22 protein-coding genes and 2 pseudogenes are annotated in these 15,666 nt (G+C 47.3%); 12 read left to right on the plus strand and 12 right to left on the minus strand.

The genetic code is table 11. The features are described from left to right. Positions 1-46: 46 nt before the first annotated feature. The 5 genes from KI215_RS08295 to KI215_RS15930 all read left to right on the plus strand — a co-directional run bounded on the left by KI215_RS08295 (position 47) and on the right by KI215_RS15930 (position 2,050). Entirely contained in the window at positions 47-241 is a 195-nt protein-coding gene (locus KI215_RS08295) for a helix-turn-helix domain-containing protein (protein WP_212772305.1), read from the plus strand. Beyond that, on the plus strand, positions 238-825 hold the full coding sequence (locus KI215_RS08300; protein WP_212772306.1) for a DUF4352 domain-containing protein: 588 nt from the start codon (positions 238-240) through the stop codon (positions 823-825). The genes KI215_RS08295 and KI215_RS08300 overlap by 4 nt, the downstream gene beginning before the upstream one ends. Before the next feature lie 170 nt (positions 826-995). Continuing rightward, entirely contained in the window at positions 996-1,613 is a 618-nt protein-coding gene (locus tag KI215_RS08305; protein ID WP_212772307.1) for a hypothetical protein, read from the plus strand. A gap of 12 nt (positions 1,614-1,625) precedes the next feature. Then, positions 1,626-1,769, plus strand: coding sequence for a hypothetical protein (locus tag KI215_RS08310; RefSeq protein ID WP_212772308.1), 144 nt, complete (start codon positions 1,626-1,628; stop codon positions 1,767-1,769). Positions 1,770-1,822: 53 nt separating this feature from the next. Continuing rightward, positions 1,823-2,050 carry a hypothetical protein gene (locus KI215_RS15930; RefSeq protein ID WP_246512316.1) on the plus strand — a complete coding sequence of 76 codons (228 nt, stop codon included), beginning with the start codon at positions 1,823-1,825 and terminating at the stop codon, positions 2,048-2,050. 105 nt (positions 2,051-2,155) lie between these two features. Here KI215_RS15930 and KI215_RS15935 read toward each other — a convergent pair. Next, a pseudogene (locus KI215_RS15935) lies at positions 2,156-2,678 on the minus strand (transposase); the annotation flags it as partial. 161 nt (positions 2,679-2,839) lie between these two features. Between KI215_RS15935 and KI215_RS08320 the strand changes: the two are divergent. Next, positions 2,840-3,277 carry a hypothetical protein gene (locus KI215_RS08320; RefSeq protein WP_212772309.1) on the plus strand — a complete coding sequence of 146 codons (438 nt, stop codon included), beginning with the start codon at positions 2,840-2,842 and terminating at the stop codon, positions 3,275-3,277. Between the two features lie 397 nt (positions 3,278-3,674). Continuing rightward, positions 3,675-4,118: a hypothetical protein gene (locus KI215_RS08325; RefSeq protein ID WP_338048291.1), complete on the plus strand. Its 444-nt coding sequence runs from the start codon at positions 3,675-3,677 to the stop codon at positions 4,116-4,118. A 187-nt stretch (positions 4,119-4,305) separates the two neighbouring features. Here the strand turns inward: KI215_RS08325 and KI215_RS08330 are convergent, their stop codons facing one another. Beyond that, positions 4,306-4,482 (minus strand): hypothetical protein, encoded by a 177-nt coding sequence (locus KI215_RS08330; RefSeq protein ID WP_212772310.1) that lies wholly within the window; start codon positions 4,480-4,482, stop codon positions 4,306-4,308. 283 nt (positions 4,483-4,765) lie between these two features. Here KI215_RS08330 and KI215_RS16290 point away from each other — a divergent pair, with 283 nt between their 5' ends. Both KI215_RS16290 and KI215_RS16295 read left to right on the plus strand, forming a co-directional pair. Then, positions 4,766-5,020, plus strand: a complete 255-nt coding sequence (locus KI215_RS16290) for a L,D-transpeptidase (RefSeq protein WP_212775129.1) — start codon at positions 4,766-4,768, stop codon at positions 5,018-5,020. Then, positions 4,927-5,160: a peptidoglycan-binding domain-containing protein gene (locus KI215_RS16295; protein ID WP_420830190.1), complete on the plus strand. Its 234-nt coding sequence runs from the start codon at positions 4,927-4,929 to the stop codon at positions 5,158-5,160. Before KI215_RS16290 ends, KI215_RS16295 begins: the two co-directional genes overlap by 94 nt. A 142-nt stretch (positions 5,161-5,302) precedes the next feature. On the opposite strand, the gene KI215_RS08345 is transcribed toward KI215_RS16295, so the two are convergent. From KI215_RS08345 to KI215_RS08360, 4 genes are all read right to left on the minus strand, one after another. Then, positions 5,303-5,665: a cyclase family protein gene (locus KI215_RS08345; RefSeq protein ID WP_212772312.1), complete on the minus strand. Its 363-nt coding sequence runs from the start codon at positions 5,663-5,665 to the stop codon at positions 5,303-5,305. Positions 5,666-5,676: 11 nt separating this feature from the next. Beyond that, complete coding sequence (locus KI215_RS16300; RefSeq protein WP_212772313.1) at positions 5,677-5,814, minus strand: helix-turn-helix domain-containing protein; 138 nt, start codon at positions 5,812-5,814, stop codon at positions 5,677-5,679. Positions 5,815-5,956: 142 nt separating this feature from the next. Further along, positions 5,957-6,106: a hypothetical protein gene (locus KI215_RS08355; RefSeq protein WP_212772314.1), complete on the minus strand. Its 150-nt coding sequence runs from the start codon at positions 6,104-6,106 to the stop codon at positions 5,957-5,959. A gap of 12 nt (positions 6,107-6,118) precedes the next feature. Beyond that, positions 6,119-6,352, minus strand: coding sequence for an IDEAL domain-containing protein (locus tag KI215_RS08360; protein WP_212772315.1), 234 nt, complete (start codon positions 6,350-6,352; stop codon positions 6,119-6,121). Positions 6,353-6,853: 501 nt separating this feature from the next. On the opposite strand from KI215_RS08360, the gene KI215_RS08365 reads away from it, so the two are divergent. Further along, positions 6,854-7,069, plus strand: coding sequence for a hypothetical protein (locus KI215_RS08365; protein ID WP_212772316.1), 216 nt, complete (start codon positions 6,854-6,856; stop codon positions 7,067-7,069). A 90-nt stretch (positions 7,070-7,159) separates the two neighbouring features. On the opposite strand, the gene KI215_RS16305 is transcribed toward KI215_RS08365, so the two are convergent. The 3 genes and pseudogenes from KI215_RS16305 to KI215_RS08375 all read right to left on the minus strand — a co-directional run. Beyond that, the gene (locus tag KI215_RS16305) at positions 7,160-7,324 is read right to left on the minus strand and encodes an ArpU family phage packaging/lysis transcriptional regulator (protein ID WP_212772317.1); all 165 of its coding nucleotides are present in this window, start codon (positions 7,322-7,324) and stop codon (positions 7,160-7,162) included. A 1,213-nt stretch (positions 7,325-8,537) separates the two neighbouring features. Further along, the gene (locus tag KI215_RS15940; protein ID WP_246512317.1) at positions 8,538-9,011 is read right to left on the minus strand and encodes a hypothetical protein; all 474 of its coding nucleotides are present in this window, start codon (positions 9,009-9,011) and stop codon (positions 8,538-8,540) included. Positions 9,012-9,081: 70 nt separating this feature from the next. Then, positions 9,082-9,695: pseudogene (locus KI215_RS08375) on the minus strand (DUF421 domain-containing protein); the annotation flags it as partial. Between the two features lie 924 nt (positions 9,696-10,619). Here KI215_RS08375 and KI215_RS08380 point away from each other — a divergent pair. After that, the gene (locus KI215_RS08380; RefSeq protein WP_212772318.1) at positions 10,620-10,787 is read left to right on the plus strand and encodes a hypothetical protein; all 168 of its coding nucleotides are present in this window, start codon (positions 10,620-10,622) and stop codon (positions 10,785-10,787) included. A gap of 1,598 nt (positions 10,788-12,385) precedes the next feature. Continuing rightward, the gene (locus KI215_RS08385; RefSeq protein ID WP_212772319.1) at positions 12,386-12,847 is read left to right on the plus strand and encodes a hypothetical protein; all 462 of its coding nucleotides are present in this window, start codon (positions 12,386-12,388) and stop codon (positions 12,845-12,847) included. Between the two features lie 34 nt (positions 12,848-12,881). On the opposite strand, the gene KI215_RS08390 is transcribed toward KI215_RS08385, so the two are convergent. From KI215_RS08390 to KI215_RS08400, 3 genes are read right to left on the minus strand one after another with little or no spacing between them, the layout of a single operon-like run. Beyond that, positions 12,882-13,658 carry an enoyl-CoA hydratase/isomerase family protein gene (locus KI215_RS08390; RefSeq protein WP_212772320.1) on the minus strand — a complete coding sequence of 259 codons (777 nt, stop codon included), beginning with the start codon at positions 13,656-13,658 and terminating at the stop codon, positions 12,882-12,884. A 5-nt stretch (positions 13,659-13,663) separates the two neighbouring features. Continuing rightward, positions 13,664-14,818, minus strand: a complete 1,155-nt coding sequence (locus tag KI215_RS08395; RefSeq protein WP_212772321.1) for a thiolase family protein — start codon at positions 14,816-14,818, stop codon at positions 13,664-13,666. Positions 14,819-14,829: 11 nt separating this feature from the next. Then, positions 14,830-15,660 (minus strand): SDR family NAD(P)-dependent oxidoreductase, encoded by an 831-nt coding sequence (locus KI215_RS08400; protein ID WP_212772322.1) that lies wholly within the window; start codon positions 15,658-15,660, stop codon positions 14,830-14,832. Between the last annotated feature and the right edge of the window lie 6 nt (positions 15,661-15,666).

The following is a 15,666-nucleotide window of genomic DNA, read 5'->3' on the forward strand; positions in this document are numbered from 1 at the left end:
GCCTCTAATAAATTCATACCGTGGCGATTAAATAGGAGGGGGAAGGGTGACAAAAGGAAGGTTATTAAAACCAAATGAAGTTGCGGAACAATTGTCTGTTAGCCTCGTGACCGTCAAAAAGTGGCTTCGGGAGGGGCGTTTAAAAGGCGTTAAAGTTTCGAGAATTTGGCATGTTTATGAATCGAATTTGGAAGAAATGATCAAGGAAGTGCAAGAAGAATCAGAGGAGGAACAACTATGAAAAAACTTATGATTGGTTGTGGTTCTGTTTTCGGTCTTTTCCTGTTGGTGGGTGCATGTGTGACCGCTATCGGTGGCGACGGATCGGGAACAAATACAACTCCGGTTGCGCAAACCGGTGATCCGGTTGACTCAACCGGAAACATAAGTGAAAAGAAAGCGGCGGCGAAAATTGGGGATGTCGTGAATGCGGGCGATCTTTCATACCGAGTCGTCAGCGTTGAGTCCAAAAAAGTAATCAAAGATCCAATGGGCGGTGAATACAAACCGGGCGCAGGCCAATACTTAGTCGTTGAAGTGGAAGTGAAAAACAACGGTAAGGAAAAAATCACGATGGATGCCGCATTGACTAAGTTGAAAGATCAAGACGGTGCGGAATATGAAGCTGATCCGACAGCGGATACATGGGTTAATGGAACGGGCGGTGATGCGCTCGGGTTCTTCCTCAAACCGATCAACCCACACGCTACGAAAACGGGAAAAATCGTGTTTGATGTACCGGAAAAACCCGTTGAGTCCTTTACCTTTATCGGCCAAGGCGGTTTCCTCTCCGGTGAAACGGCAGCAATCAAACTGAGTAAGTGAATAGTTAAATAGAGCCGGTCGCGTACCGGCTCTTCATATATATGGACTCATATGGAAAATGAAAGGAGGTCTTTCCTTGGTATTATACCGCACTATCGTAATCAGTGCTTACATAATTTTCTTTTGCAACATGGCGATCTCGTATCATCACGTTGGAGTTTTTTCAAGGAATGGTCGGTTTTCTCGGCCTGTTTGCTCACATGGCAGTGATCGGAGTGGACACGCTTTTCGCGGTCTCCAGTCTGGTGATATCCAATGCTATCACTCGTCAAATCAAAGTCGGGATTCCCGTTTGGTTTTGTTTTGCGTTTGGGTTCGCCTTTACTGAGTGGTCAAACGTGCGCGCTTGCTGGAATGATGGAAAGGAAGGGATCATTGCGGGTAGCGCCCCTGTGTTCCCTCTCCTCTGTATCAAGTTATTGTTAAGCTGGATGACAGAGAATAAGGAAGCATTCGCCACCAGAACCAACGCTGGTGATAACACCACCATCACCACCAGCGCCACCAGCACCAGTTCCACCAGTCAAACTGGTGATGCCAGGAAAGCTGGTGGTGACATCAACACCAACAGCAAAACTGGTGACACCACCAAAACTGGTGGTGAGAAAAAGAAACGTCACCTTCAACTGGTGAAAGATAATCCTGATTTGGAATACGTGAAGGAGAAGGCAAAGGAGTTTTACCGGAAAAATGGCAAATGGCCAGGTAGACCGACACTCCAACGTATCGCAGGTTGCCGGGAGAATCACGCCCGCAACGCGTTGCGTGAATTGAAAGGAGCTTCCTAAGGAGGGTAGAAGATGAAAGGCATGATCCAATACCAATGCGTCAAATGTTCCCGAATCATCGCTGTTCACCCGGCCACGGTGTATGTTACGTGCTGTAGCCGGTATGCTCGTCGGTTGATGCAGGGAGAATTGAATTTTGGAAAAGTGGCGGGATAAATGAATGATCATGTAGAATGGAATAACTGAGGGGACACGAGGAGGAAACCGATATGAGCGAAAAAGAAATGTTGAACGCCATATTGGAAGCCGTCCAAAAGCTGGATGCACGACTTGACGGCATTGAAAGGAAATTTGAAGCCCGGTTTGATGGGATAGACGCCAAACTTGCGGACATCGAAGCCAACTTTAAGCGGTTGGAAGAAGAAACACATTTTGCTTTGAAGAAAACCCTTGAAAACAGGGAAGCCATACGGGCACTTACGAACATAAAAAAATAACCGGGAGGGTAATTCCCGGTGGTTATTGACAAACCCAGCGGAAAAACCGCTGGATTTTGTATGGGGATTGGAAGAAAATAGAGAAAATCGGACAGAGAGGAGGAAGGCCATTTTCTTGATGTTTTGGCACACGGCAGTAAGGAGGCATTGCTCCGTTACTCTGGCAAGCCCCCTCATCCGTGCGTATCGAAGTCCGTGTAGTTCCTTTGCAGCTGCAAAACTCCGCTCGATCGTTTCTTTCCTTCGCTTGTAGATCGCTTTTCCCCGCTCGCTTAACCGGTTTTGGTGAATCCTCTCCCTAGCATCTTACCATACGTGACATGTGATGGTTTTCACATGGTTCTTCGAACGCGTGCACCGGGATAAAAACGGGCAATCCCGGCATGTTTGCGAATCGGATTTGTATTCCCGGTATTCCTAGCGGTTAGTGGTTCGGTAAGTCAGTTCGTGTTTTCCCGGACATATGTATACGTCACGACTCAGCGTCGTACTTGAAATGCCATTTGTGAAACAATCCTTTTTGAGAGTGGAAACGTCGGTGGTCGATGACGACAAACATCCCTTGCTCTTTCAAGACATGGCAAATTGGACTCGTCAGGTATCCAGCATCCAGCGATACGTCTTTCAAAGCCGAAGCGTTCCTTTTGCCGTTTCAGAAGAAGCCAGGTAAGGTTTGGGTGCACGCCTGTATGATGGAAAAACGGGCTTTTGCACCAGTGACTCTGCGGATAGACGGGCATACAATACCAATGTCGGGTTTAACCATCAAAACCAAAAGGAGTGAAGGCTTTGTATTACCCATGGTGGCATATGGATTCTAACATGGTGAATCCGCAGATAATCTACTATTATCGACGGAAACAAAGAAGACATCATCCTACATGGGACAGCTCTTCTAGCAGCTCATACCTTGGTGCTGCCTCTATATCTAACAATAAAAACGAATTGAAACCTGATTTCCAAGCTATCGTAAGTGACGCTTTTGAAATGAATAACATTAAAGACTCTGATCTGAAGAAAGCGATAACCAATGCATTAGAACAAGCGGTAGATTATGACCAGATTTATAAATTCGTACAAGAGAAAATGAAATTAGACAAACGTAATGATGGTGCCCATTATTCAGAACAGGCACAGAAGGTTCGTGATGTCCGGAACTCTCCCCGTCCATCCCCTTCTGCCTCGGAGAGCCCTCGGTTCGAAGAACCACCTAATCACGAAGGTTAAGAACGCACCTCCCCTACATTTCATTGTGTTACATTAGAACGACTTAGGTTATGGGGGGGTTCGAGGAGCTGGTTTTTCGTTTTTCATTCTAATGTATCATAACGTATAAGGGGTACGGCAACGATTTGTCCCAATATTTCCTATAGTGACTCTAAATCATTGTTATACCCCTTATACTTCTAGGAACTTTTCTGATGTCGTTTTCCATTTTTTAGTAAGAGATACCAAAATCGAGCTTCGCTACTCTGTGCCTAATGAGTATTCAATTAAGGTATCTATATAAACTGTTTGTATTATCGGGAAACACAGAAACAAGATGTGCTAGCGGGATTACTTCACCTTTGTAACTTTTGAAACATCTTACGGACGAATCTTAGTTTTTGGGAGGGCGTTATTATTGAGGCAAATATTATTGAGACAAAATGAAAAGTGGCAACCTGTTGTGGATGAGATGTACAGTAGCCTTTACAGCGAACAGATGGTTTGTTCTATGAGCACACAATTGTTTCATATTCCCGAAACGAAAGATTTAAAAGGAAATACAGAAATGCATTCGCATCTTGTTCCAGCGTCCTACCATCGTATTACGGCGGCCGGATCAGCGCAAAGGTTGCTGAACGGAGAGCGTGAAGCATCAATATTGAAAACCCTAATCGCCTGCATACAAAACGCCAAACGGAGAGATCGTAGCGTTCGTACCGGTTTAAATGTTATGAGGGATGCCGCCGTTGCTTCTTACAAGCCGTTTATTGAAAACATCATACGCTGGCAGGATTATGCTGAATTACATTTGCAAAACGCAGAAAAATTCGTGATGCGGATTACAGGATTTTCCGTATAGTAGTAACAATCCCAGTATGATGCGTAAGCGGTCGCCCCGGCTACGATTTTCCCTAACAGTTGGACGACCGCCGTGGTGCCCGCGGTCGTACCCAAAGACGATTATTCGGAACCCAACCATAATTAATTTTTAGTTTAGCGAATTTTCGCTTCCTACCCCCTCGACTTCTACAAAAGCAAAAAATTGCTCACGGGTTGGCATCGTCCAATACAGCCCAGAACCCGTCTTTCCCAACCTTTGTTATCTCTCCATGGTATGAAATTGGGTTCTGTCCTTCTCGAGCATCGAAGATTACAACAATCTTTACTCTATCCCCTGTAACAAAGTTGAACTCTCCTGTTTCATACTTGTATGTTACTTTCATATAGCCATCTCCCGGACAAGCTTTTTAGGTGCTTTCGATCAGTTAGTATTGTCATACAACTGCGAGATTAATACATTGTTTTTAACCCGTATACACTGCTTCTCTTGAACACGCTCTTAAAACCCCTTCAGGTAGGTGGACGGCTGAATCAGTTCGGGAAACCGATCGGTTACCCTGAGGTATATTATCCGTAAACCATCTATGATGAAAGAAGCGGCCAAATTCCATCCATGGTTCAGCAATGTATTGTCATTGACGATCAACAACAAACCGGCCCCTTTCCATCGACCGTCACGCCAGCCACTGTTGTATTCGCTTACTGAATAGGGATATCAAGACGCTGTTTCCTAAAGTTCCTCTGGGAACCCGGGTATACATTGAAGGTCCTATTCTGAGTCTGGGTGAGGGGCTTCCGAAAACACTGGTTCGTAGAGATCGAGGATCATTGGTCCTCTTGGATCAAAACCGCCGCGAGCGGCTGGATACTATCATGGACCAATGGATGGATTTTTTGAAGCTGGCTTGGAAGAAGCTATGAAGAGATATCAAAGAGATCACCGTCTTAAGGTAACGGCCCAGATTCGATTAGTTGAATACCTGCAATTGGGATTCTCGGAAGTTGACCAGCTAGTCAGTTGGCCACCGCGTATCTATTTCAAAGATTGTTCATTGATATAGTTTTCGCGTTCGACTTATAATAAAAAAGTGCATCGAGCTATTGGTGGCGACGGATGTCTTCACATGGCTCTGAACATCCCCTTGCCCTCGTTTTCAGGTCTCTCTTCTCAGGTAATTGCGGGGACTCACCCCGCTCTTTTTTTTACTTAGTTTCTTCTGCTGTTTCCTCCGGTGGCCGCTCGTTCTCGATTCCCTCCCACACATCGGATGGATCAACGCCCAAAGCACGGACAAACTGATCGACCACCTTCTCGACCGCTTCGTCCGACAATCCCCGTTCCTTGCGCTCCAATTCACGCCGCCTGATCTCGTTCTCCTGTTCCTTCAGATCAAGTTTACGCTTCTTATGGATCTTGTCCCACATGGTCCTGATGACCACGGCAGCGGAATGTGGTGTGGCCTTTTGCAGCGTTTCCGTTTTCTTCAGATGATACATGTATAGATTGATGATCTCCCAGGCCTGATCGATGTGATCGGCTATTTTTTGGGTTCGAAGTTTTTCCAACTCTTCCGAATCTATCTCCTCACCCTCTTTACCGTGGAAGGAGATACCCCAAATTTCCGTGCCGTCTCCTTTTTACTCCCACACGCTGCATAATAGGCCCTGATTTCCTCACGGGTTTTATCGTCGATTTTCTTCCCGCGTTTACCCATTACATAGCCACCACCTCAACCTCAACCCCTATGAGTCACAGCATAAATCCAAAAAGCTAACACCCCAAACACTGCAATAGAGAAACCGAACATAAACCCGATCATCAGTCCAAACCAGAACACAATGTCACCACTCTCTCAATCAAATGGCCAATCCGATTAATAATATTGTTGCTCCCCATGCTAGATTCCAACCAGCTGAAAATATTTCACCTTCCCGCCAATAATGACGGAAAGCATCAAGCATATGAGCAGCCAAACCAAAATAAACAAAGCTCAACAGAAACTCCATGAGGAAACCCCCTCACTTGACCAGGGAATAGAACCATTCCCGGTCTTTCATATCCAAAGCTATATCAATCAACGCTGCGCGATCTTCGTCGTGCAGAATGTCAGGAGCAAGCGCCACATCCTTTCCTAGCTCTTGTATGATGCCAACCACATTCCGGTTCATAAATCCAAACCGAATCCATATACATTCTATCCACATACCCCAACCGAACCCTGCCGTCAAATCGAAACAGCACCCACGATCCAAGCATGACGGCCACTCCTTCGTGGAGAGGAAAAAATAGTTGGTTTCGTTTGTGAAACAATGCTCGTGAATCGAACCCGAGATCGTTGGGCATCTTTAGCCCCTACCAAGCAACCCATAATAAAAAAAGACCCATACGGGTCAGCGATCATGGCTCGCCCTTTGTGGTTTTGCGTACATCCTAAACCGCCGTCATCAAAAGGAGAGGGGGAAACCGATGGCAGGTCGTTATCAAAAGGAATCGGCTTGGTTTTTTTTGGCCTGTGGCCCTGGGAGGGTGTTGTTTACCCGGTTGCCCCTCATCCGGGTCGTTCGGACTAACTCCGAACCCTTCCGGCCCCATCTCACCTACATCAATAAGTCGCGATTGCCGAAAGTTGCCAAATAGAGGCATTTGGTCTAGGCTAAATACCGATGCCAAATGGTTGGAACCATTTTTTTATCAAACGACTATTATGGTTGGGGAGAAGCCAAACCAAATGAACGTATAAAGGGGATGTACGCATGATCATTCCTTTAATTGTCAAGGTGAACAATGTTTCGTCCGGTGGAGAGGTCAATTCCTCCGTTGTGAACGTGCTCTTGCAGCAAGACTCTATTCAAAAAAACAATACGCCCGTAGTCAACTCCGGAGACGCTACACAGTTTATCTTATGGTCGCCGCTGAATGATCCTGATGTGATCGATACGCCAATCAGAGAGTTGAAGTTTTTACCGTGATCGAATGACGAAGTACCCCATACTGGTCGTTAAAAACCATCAGCGGGCTTATAACTTATAGACCAATGGGGGTCTAAGGAGGCTTTTATCTTATATTAAATTCAACGCCATTGCCAACTTGTACAGCGCTCGCTTTTTGATCCGGTAATAGGTACGTTTACTCCACCCAAGCTCATCACAAACAATCATGTCGTCCACAGGAGATTGATTCAAGTACCGATTTTCGATTAAAAACCGCTCGTCCAGATTCAACACTAACAATGCTCACTCAATCTGTTGGAGTCTAACTATCTTAGTGGCCCGGATGATGGCATATCGTTCTGTAGTGGATTGGTACGCACTAAATCCACGACTCACCGACTCCTCATATAGTGGAGTGCAAGAAGGGAACAGATTCCCAAGCCCCCCCCGCTCCAATTGTCGTTCATTTTCAATTGCCGCTTTTAGGACAGGGTATTCACGGAGAATACTCTCCACCTTCCTGCGAAAAGACGGCTTTTTATTTTTGACAACAGGCGCGTTTTTCGGTGCTGCTCCCACTCTTCTCACTCTTTTTTGCGATTATTGGCTACTGGCTGCATAACCAGCCATTCAACGTTATAGCAAAAAACGCTGAATCCTAAGCCCTTTCTTCTAATGCTTTCACCCACTGGTTTTCTCTAGTATATCGATACCAGCCTTGGTTGAACGGGGGTTAAAACGTTTATGATAATGCACACCTAGGTTACCCACCAATCCTAGGTAGCGTCCACGTATCACCCTCTTGAGGACGAGACTACACTAATGTGTGGCCTCGTCAGCTATTTTTATACCTTAGGATAAGCCAATTTTTATCACCCCTTGATCCAAACCAACATAATATTGTCACATGCCTAACACCCCTTTTTGCTCACTTTAAGGTGGGCTTTATCCACAAATTATTCACATTTTATACACAGCTCTGTACTAATCAGAGCATAGGATGAATACTTTATTCTCAGGGTTAGTAATCCCGGTGCTTCCCTATGAGCTTCACATTAGCCGATCAGACGATCGGTTTTTTTCGACTGTAGCTAATGAATTTTTTCTGTTAATTTTGGTCAAGACATTAATGAGGCTAAAATTACTAAGGCCTCGATGCAAAGGCGGAACCCCTGCCCGATGGGGCGGGGGTACCTTTTCAGCCCATTTTTGTCAACAGGTTAGACTGTTACATATCCTGTTGTATGTCTTATAACGACAACCCTCGGCCCCTACCATCTCGGTAAGGTTTTTTTGATCTATTGTCGACCGGCTTTTTTATCTCTATCGGTATCATTTTGGTGGGTTGCACGGGAATCGAACCCGTGATCGTTGGGCACTTAGGCCCCTCCCCATAATAAAAAAAGACCCTAATGGGTCAGCGGATCATGGCTCGCCCTTTGTGGTTTTGCGTACATCCTCAACCGCCGTCACCCAAGAGGAGGAAACCGATGGCACGTAGTCGTTATCAAGAGAAATCGGCGTAGTATTTTGGGCCTGTGGCCCTGGAAGAGGGTTGGTTACCCGGTTTCATCCGGATCGGCGGGATCGATTGAACCACCATTTTGGTTTTTTTGTCCGTTCCTATACACTGAGGATCTGGCGACTCATGAAATTGAAATTTGAACGTTTGTGTCATTTCGATGGAAAACTGCCCCAATACTTCCCATTTATCTTGTAGCCCTTTGAAAACAAATCTGATGTATTTAATTGGTTTGAATAGTATTATCCTTTGATCCAAACCAATATCATAATATTGTTGCCACATCGTCTGCTCGTGTGTCTTTTTCGATCCTGTTATCCCTTTGGCTTGACGAACAATGAAGAGATAAAGGAAAATTCGATCGCTGCCCCTGTTCGACCAAGCAAATAGTTCCTCCCGCGATGAAGGCACGGAAACAATTTTTGAATATTGGCCGGGGTGGCTCTTTGCTTTTGGCAAGCTGTTGATATTCCTGCTGTACGGGTGTCAGTTTTTTCTTCTTCTCGTCAGCCAGCTTGAACACACCTGGCGCGACCCCTAATTTTTCCAGTTCAGTGTGAAGCCATTTCCGGTTTAATCCAAGTACGGTGAGAGGCTCGTCCAGGATTTTCCCGTCCATGATCACCGCTTGCGGTGCTTGTTCCGGACTCACCTTGATCCCGAGGTGTTTGGGGGTGATAGGTTGGTTTTCCTTTTTCAGGAGAACATTGATTTCTCCGTTTGTTTCCATAATCGCAAAAACTCCACGTCGGCCGCCTTAAAGATATTCTTCTTTCTCAACTGCTCCAACAACTCGTCCGTTGTAATCCGTTCCTTTTTCAAATTGTCTTCAAGGATCTTTCCGTCCTTGATGAGAACGGTTGCCCGTCCGTCTAGCCAACTCCGGAGGGTTTTGCCTTTCAGCTGCATATACTCAATTCCGATGGCTACAGCCGTCCAGACAGCTAAAGAAACAATTCCCAAATACCACTTGGCGTCCAATTCCAATGAAACATACGAGGCGATGCTTCCAATCGTGATCCCGGTGATGTATTCAAACAGAGAGAGTTGGGAAAGTTGTCTTTTACCGATTAGCCGGGTGAAGATCAGTAGCACCACGACGGTTGTAAGGGTTCGTAATAGGACTTCAATCCAATCCGGCACGTCTGAATCCCTCTCTTCGGATTCATTTCTTTTAGACTGCCATTATTTCCATATTCGTTCCTTAATCAACATTTTGAATCAGTTCCAACCCGGAACGTCAGAAGGCTGCCTGATCTAACGAAAGGTCGGTAGCCTTCTTGATTTAAAGAAAAAATCCAGTAGAAGGGGTAACTAACCCCTCCTACATTGTTTTTCACAGACACATGGCATTCTTCTTCTAAATATAAAGCTAAAACCGAGAAACTTTGTTTCCACAGTCGATCGACTACTGCTTTTCTCCACATGGTCTTTCAGGGTAAATCAACCTTCTGATAAGACAAGAAAGGGCATCCTCCACACGCCACATGTCAAAATCGGATAGAGCATGTTTCTCCTGTTGATAAAGAGGCTGCATGACATACCGCTAGAAAAGGATTGGTGAGTTGCACGGGAATCGAACCCGTGATCGTTGGGCACTTAGGCCCCCACCATACAACCCAGGATGGCAATAAAAAAAGACCCCTGTTGGGTCTGTTGGCGGCAGAAGAATCACTCCCAGGAATGCGAATAATGGCTCGGTCTTGTGGGCTACCCACTCCTTGTCATCCAAAAGGAAGCGAACGACGAAATAAAGGCGGTCGTTTGAGAACGTTACGGTGTAATTTTTTGGGCCTTTGGCCCTGGGAGAGGGTTGTTATCCCGGTTGCCCTCTCATCCGGGTTGTAGCGGATTCGATCCACGAGCGCCTTATGCGGATCGAATCCCCCTACTCACTCTCAGGCTAGCGCGCATATCTAATCTCTTATTAAAATGATAATTTTTTAATATATTTGGATTACATTGGATTAACAAAGTGTTCATGAACGAAGAAGGAAAAAGGATTTTCGCGTCTAATTAGATACATCGCTTATACACTTTTATATTACTTCAAAGGAGGACACGATTATGGAAGCTAAAAAAATAAATTATTCAAACAACAGAGATGAGCGTCATAATTATCCGGTTAATATCAATTTATATGAGAAGTACCTAGATCCACAAACAAAAAAAGGCATTATCAATTTTATCAAACGGTTATCTTATGCTTCCCACTCTAAAGAGACCAAAAACTAAAGCAAGAGTAAGGTGGGTGAAGCCATTGGATGAAATCGTAACCATAGCATGTCAATGTGGTAATGTATTTCAAGTCGACAAAAAACAGTATCTTAATCTTAACAGCTTAATCCAATGCCCTGTCTGTGAAACAATCATCCAACCCACTGACCACTTTGAGGATTAAGACAATATAAACGAGTAATTTTAAAGAAGCAAATGAGGGTGTACGAGGGTGTTGGTCACCCGTGACACCCTCATCCGGGGGGTTCGGACTAACTCCGAACCTTTGGGCCTGCCAGCCTTTCGGCAGACCCATAGTGGGCCTACATCGCAGACTTCCCGTTACCTGATAAGTGTATGGAGCGGGATAGATGAGCGAGTGACGGAGGAAATTCACCTCCGTTGTATATTTTTGTCCCCACTCCAAACACCTACATATTGCGATGTTCGCTACCATCCTTGATACCATAGTAACACCGAAAAACGGTCAAATGGTGCCAAAAAGTTGCCAAAAGTTGCCCTATAACAAATCACTTTATTTGTCCCCTTATCTTTAGGAAACCGCTAATGTCATAGTCAAGGTACATAATTACGTTTGGGATATTTACCTTTTCAAAAAAATGCACATATGACTGTAAACTATTGCCCTTCCACAAAAAAGAACATTGGAATAACTTATCCTCAGAAAATGAAAGGGGAGTTTTAAAAAAATGTCCACCAATTCTTTACCTACTTTGAGAGGAATTAATATCCGTGGTTTAATGACACAATTGTTGAATTTCATTCCCATGCCAAAAGCGATTCAATCGATAATGGGTCTTTGGAAAAACATCCAACCGATATGGAATATATGTAAGAGGTTTCTTGGATTTTTTAGGAAATAGTAAAACTGGCTTGTCAGCTCCAGGTGCTTCCCTGTAGCTCTTCAATTAACCGATCAGACGATCGGTTTTTTTCGCCTGTAGCTAATGAATTTTTTCTGTTAATTTGGTCAAGACATTAATGAGGCCAAAATTACTAAGGCCTCGATGCAAAGGCGGAACCCCTGCCCGATGGGGCGGGGGTAAACTTTTCAGCCCATTTTTGTCAACAGGATTAGACTGTTACATATCCTGTTGTATGTCTTATAACGACAACCCTCGGCCCCTACCATCTCGGTAAGGTTTTTTTGATCTATTGTCGACCGGCTTTTTTATCTCTATCGGTATCATTTTGGTGGTTGCACGGGAATCGAACCCGTGATCGTTGGGCACGTGGCCCTGGGAGAAGGGTTGTTTACCCGGTTACCCTCTCGTCCGGGTCAACTCCGAACCCTGGTAGACGATGTATCCTGATAATCGACCCATCCGGTCGATGTTAAAGATACATTAGCCCTTACGGCCCCACCTCACCTACCTCAATAAGTCGCGTGACACGCAACCCTCCGGATCGACAGAGCCATTTTTGGTCCCGCTCCAACCACCTACATATTGCGATGTGAGTCGCATCAACCCCCAATACCATCCTAACACGGGAAAATAGCCAATTGGTGCCAAAAGGTTGCCAAATGACCGATCAAAATATTAACGATCGGCCAGCTTGATTTTCTGACTCATGGTATTTGTGATCTCCCGGATATGTCCGAGGGGAAAGTAGAAAAAGCATTATTTGAGGAAACTGCAATACATTATCCAAGAAGTGCCGCCGCTGAAACCACCGGAACCCGAAACGCCAAGTATCGAATCAAGGAGATTGAAGCGGAAATTAAACGGATAAAAAAACGGCGCAGGAAATGGCAAGAGGCGTTTGCAAATGATGTCATCACTTTGGAGGAATTAAGGGAAAGAACCCAGGAAGACAGGGAGCGAGAGGAACTGCTAAAAGCGGAATTAGAATTGATCCCGCAAACAGCAGCACCACCCCGGATATCGCGTGATGAGTTAATAGAAGCATTAAAGAACCTTCGATATGTATGGAAACGAGCTTCACGACAGGAACGAAAAGAAATGATCCGCGGTATCTTTTCTCGACTCGTCGTCGATAAAGAGCCTGGCGGATCATATAAATCAGTAATCATAAAGGATTTTGATCTAGCTTGAGGAAACATTGTATTTTCGTAACGTTAGGGAAGGATTACCTTCCCCTGAACGCCGGTTCCCGTTTACTGAAGAATGCTTGAATCCCTTCGGCGGCATCCTCGGAGACGACCACCTTCATCATTTCTTCTGTTTCCAAGTTCAAGCCTTCCTCCAGGGATTGTTCCAATCCCCGCCCCACAGCCCGAATAATCCCTCGCATTGCCAATGGTGCGGAGCCCCGTGCCATGGAAGCGGCCAGTTCAAAGGCCTTTTCACGGAGTTGTTCGTGAGGGAAAATTTCATTGATCAGACCGCATGCTTTCGCCTCTTCGGCAGAGATGTGTTGCCCCCGCAGCATGTAATAGAGAGCGCGTCTTTTTCCTATCAGCCGCGCCATACGCTGGGTCCCGCCGTAACCGGGGAGAATGCCCCTTTTGACTTCCGGGAGCCCCAGCCGTGCCTGATCCGAAGCCACTGCCAGATGGCAGGCCATTTGCAGCTCGCATCCCCCGCCCAGCGCGTAGCCGTTGATGACGGCGATAATCGGTTTCGGAAAGTGTTCGATGCGCTGGAACAGAGTGTGTACTTTGCGGATGGTTGCCTCGGGCCCCCCTTCCGCTTGACCGAACTCCGTCATATCAGCTCCAGCGGAAAATGCACGATCGCCGCTCCCTGTCAGCAGCATGACCCGTGTCGCCTCATCCTCTTCCAGGTCGTCCAGAATCCGGCCCAACTCCTCTAACGTGCCCAAACTCAGGGTGTTATAGGGAGGGCGGTTGATGGTGACCGTGGTGACGAAATCTCTGTTCTCTACCAGAAAATGTTTCCACATAACCCTCACTCCTCCCGTTCCAGGATGGTGGCGATGGCCATCCCAAAGCCGATGCACATGGTAATCAGGCCGAAACGGGATTTCCGTCGCTCCATCTCATTGACCAACGTGGCCGTGATCCGGGCTCCGCTGGCCCCGAGGGGGTGGCCCAGGGCGATCGCTCCACCGTTGACATTCACTTTTTCCCACGGGGCACCGGTTTCGCGTTGCCAGGCCAGCACTACGGAGGCGAAAGCTTCATTCACTTCGAAGAGATCGATGTCCTCCATCCGAAGTCCCGCCTTTTTCAACACCTTCTCCGTCGCGGGGATCACGCCGGTCAGCATGATCGTCGGATCCACCCCCGCAGTGGCAGTGGCCACAATGCGGGCCCTGGGGCGGATGCCCAGCTCCTTCGCCTTTTTGCGGGAGGCGATGAGAACGGCGGCTGCACCGTCGGAAATCTGGCTGGAGTTACCCGGGGTGACGACGCCGTCAGCCTGAAACGAAGGTTGCAATGTGGCCATCTTTTGCAGATCCGTATCCTCCCGGGGAGTCTCGTCCATCTCCATGCGTCGGATGTTTCCGTTTTCATCCTCCACTTCGATGGGTAGGATTTCGTTGTCGAAACGCCCTTCTCGTCTGGCCTTTATCGCTTTTTGGTGACTTTCATAGGAAAAAGAATCCAGTTCCTCCCTGGACAACGCCCAACGGGAGGCGATCATCTCTGCGGAAAATCCCTGAGGGATGATCGTATACCGGTCAGTCAGTTTTTCACTGAAGTTGCCTCCGTCGCTCCCCATGGGAACACGGCTCATACTTTCCACCCCGGCGGCAATGAACAGGTCCCCCATCCCCGCCATCACTTCGTGTGCGGCCTGATTCAGTGTCTCCAGACTGGAACCGCACATCCGATTGGAACTGACACCACACACCTCCACCGGAAACCCGGCGATCAGTGCGGCGAGGCGGCCGATGTTGTAACCCTGTTCGCCGATCTGGGTGACACAGCCCATTTTGACATCCTCCACCGCCCCCGGGTCGATTCCGTTCCGTTCGACGATTCCGGATAATACGTGCGCCGCCATCTCATCGGGCCGCGTCCGGCTCAGCATTCCCTTTTTTCGTCCCATCGGCGTCCGGACGGCATCCAGGATCACGGCGTCCCTGTCCTGCTTCATCCCGATCCCTCCTAAAAGGTGAACAATTCGATTCCGCCGGAGACGTTCAGTTCGATCCCCGTGATGTAGCGAGCGTGATCCGAGGCCAGGAAACAGATGGCATTCGCGATATCCTCCGGTTCCCCCGGCCGTTTGAAAGCGGTGCGCTGGATCATCCGCTCCTTCATCTTGGGATTAATCATCTGAAAGGCCTCTGTATTGATAACCCCAGGAACAATGGCATTTACGGTGATGTTATAGCGGGCCCCTTCCAAAGCCATGCTCTTGGTGAAACCCAAAATACCCGCCTTGGTGGTGGAGTAGCTTGCCTGACCGAAACCACCCAGCGTGCCGGCCACGGAAGCCATGTTGATGATTCGCCCCCATTTTTGCTCCTTCATGATCGGCCAGACGGCCTTGGTGGTGTTGTAGGCGCCGGTCAGATTCACTTTCAGATCCCGTTCCCAAAAGGCGTCATTCTGGTGTTCGATCTGGGAGACGTGATCCAAGGTCCCCGCGTTGTTGACAAGGATGTGGATCCCCCCCATCTCCTCCTTTACGAGTCGGAACACTTCCTCCACTTGCTTCCGATCGGTCACATCCATTCGGATGGCCATGGAACGCCGTCCCATGTTTCGGATCTCTTCCGCCGTTTTTTCAGCATAAACGACACCGGCGGATTGCATCACCTGACTGATCGGACCGTATGTTTCGGCGACTTCTTCGTTATTTTCACTTTCCAAAAGGATATCCGTAATCACCACGTCGGCTCCCGCCCGAGCCAAGGCGAGCGCATCCGCACGGCCCAGTCCCCTGGAAGCGCCCGTCACCAGTGCCACCTTCCCTGCCAGCGAATACGTCATCCATCA

Origin of the sequence: Polycladomyces abyssicola (assembly GCF_018326425.1) — a bacterium.
Taxonomy (GTDB): domain Bacteria; phylum Bacillota; class Bacilli; order Thermoactinomycetales; family JIR-001; genus Polycladomyces; species Polycladomyces abyssicola.

What these genes read in the sequence shown, in the direction of transcription:
- KI215_RS08300 (WP_212772306.1), top strand. Translation starts at nt 238, where the DNA reads ATGAAAAAACTTATGATTGGTTGTGGTTCTGTTTTCGGTCTTTTCCTG.
- KI215_RS08305 (WP_212772307.1), top strand. Translation starts at nt 996, where the DNA reads ATGGTCGGTTTTCTCGGCCTGTTTGCTCACATGGCAGTGATCGGAGTG.
- KI215_RS08310 (WP_212772308.1), top strand. Translation starts at nt 1,626, where the DNA reads ATGAAAGGCATGATCCAATACCAATGCGTCAAATGTTCCCGAATCATC.
- KI215_RS15930 (WP_246512316.1), top strand. Translation starts at nt 1,823, where the DNA reads ATGAGCGAAAAAGAAATGTTGAACGCCATATTGGAAGCCGTCCAAAAG.
- KI215_RS08330 (WP_212772310.1), bottom strand. Translation starts at nt 4,482, where the DNA reads ATGAAAGTAACATACAAGTATGAAACAGGAGAGTTCAACTTTGTTACA.
- KI215_RS16300 (WP_212772313.1), bottom strand. Translation starts at nt 5,814, where the DNA reads ATGGGTAAACGCGGGAAGAAAATCGACGATAAAACCCGTGAGGAAATC.
- KI215_RS08355 (WP_212772314.1), bottom strand. Translation starts at nt 6,106, where the DNA reads ATGGAGTTTCTGTTGAGCTTTGTTTATTTTGGTTTGGCTGCTCATATG.
- KI215_RS08365 (WP_212772316.1), top strand. Translation starts at nt 6,854, where the DNA reads ATGATCATTCCTTTAATTGTCAAGGTGAACAATGTTTCGTCCGGTGGA.
- KI215_RS08380 (WP_212772318.1), top strand. Translation starts at nt 10,620, where the DNA reads ATGGAAGCTAAAAAAATAAATTATTCAAACAACAGAGATGAGCGTCAT.
- KI215_RS08385 (WP_212772319.1), top strand. Translation starts at nt 12,386, where the DNA reads ATGTCCGAGGGGAAAGTAGAAAAAGCATTATTTGAGGAAACTGCAATA.
- KI215_RS08390 (WP_212772320.1), bottom strand. Translation starts at nt 13,658, where the DNA reads ATGTGGAAACATTTTCTGGTAGAGAACAGAGATTTCGTCACCACGGTC.
- KI215_RS08395 (WP_212772321.1), bottom strand. Translation starts at nt 14,818, where the DNA reads ATGAAGCAGGACAGGGACGCCGTGATCCTGGATGCCGTCCGGACGCCG.
- KI215_RS08400 (WP_212772322.1), bottom strand. Translation starts at nt 15,660, where the DNA reads ATGACGTATTCGCTGGCAGGGAAGGTGGCACTGGTGACGGGCGCTTCC.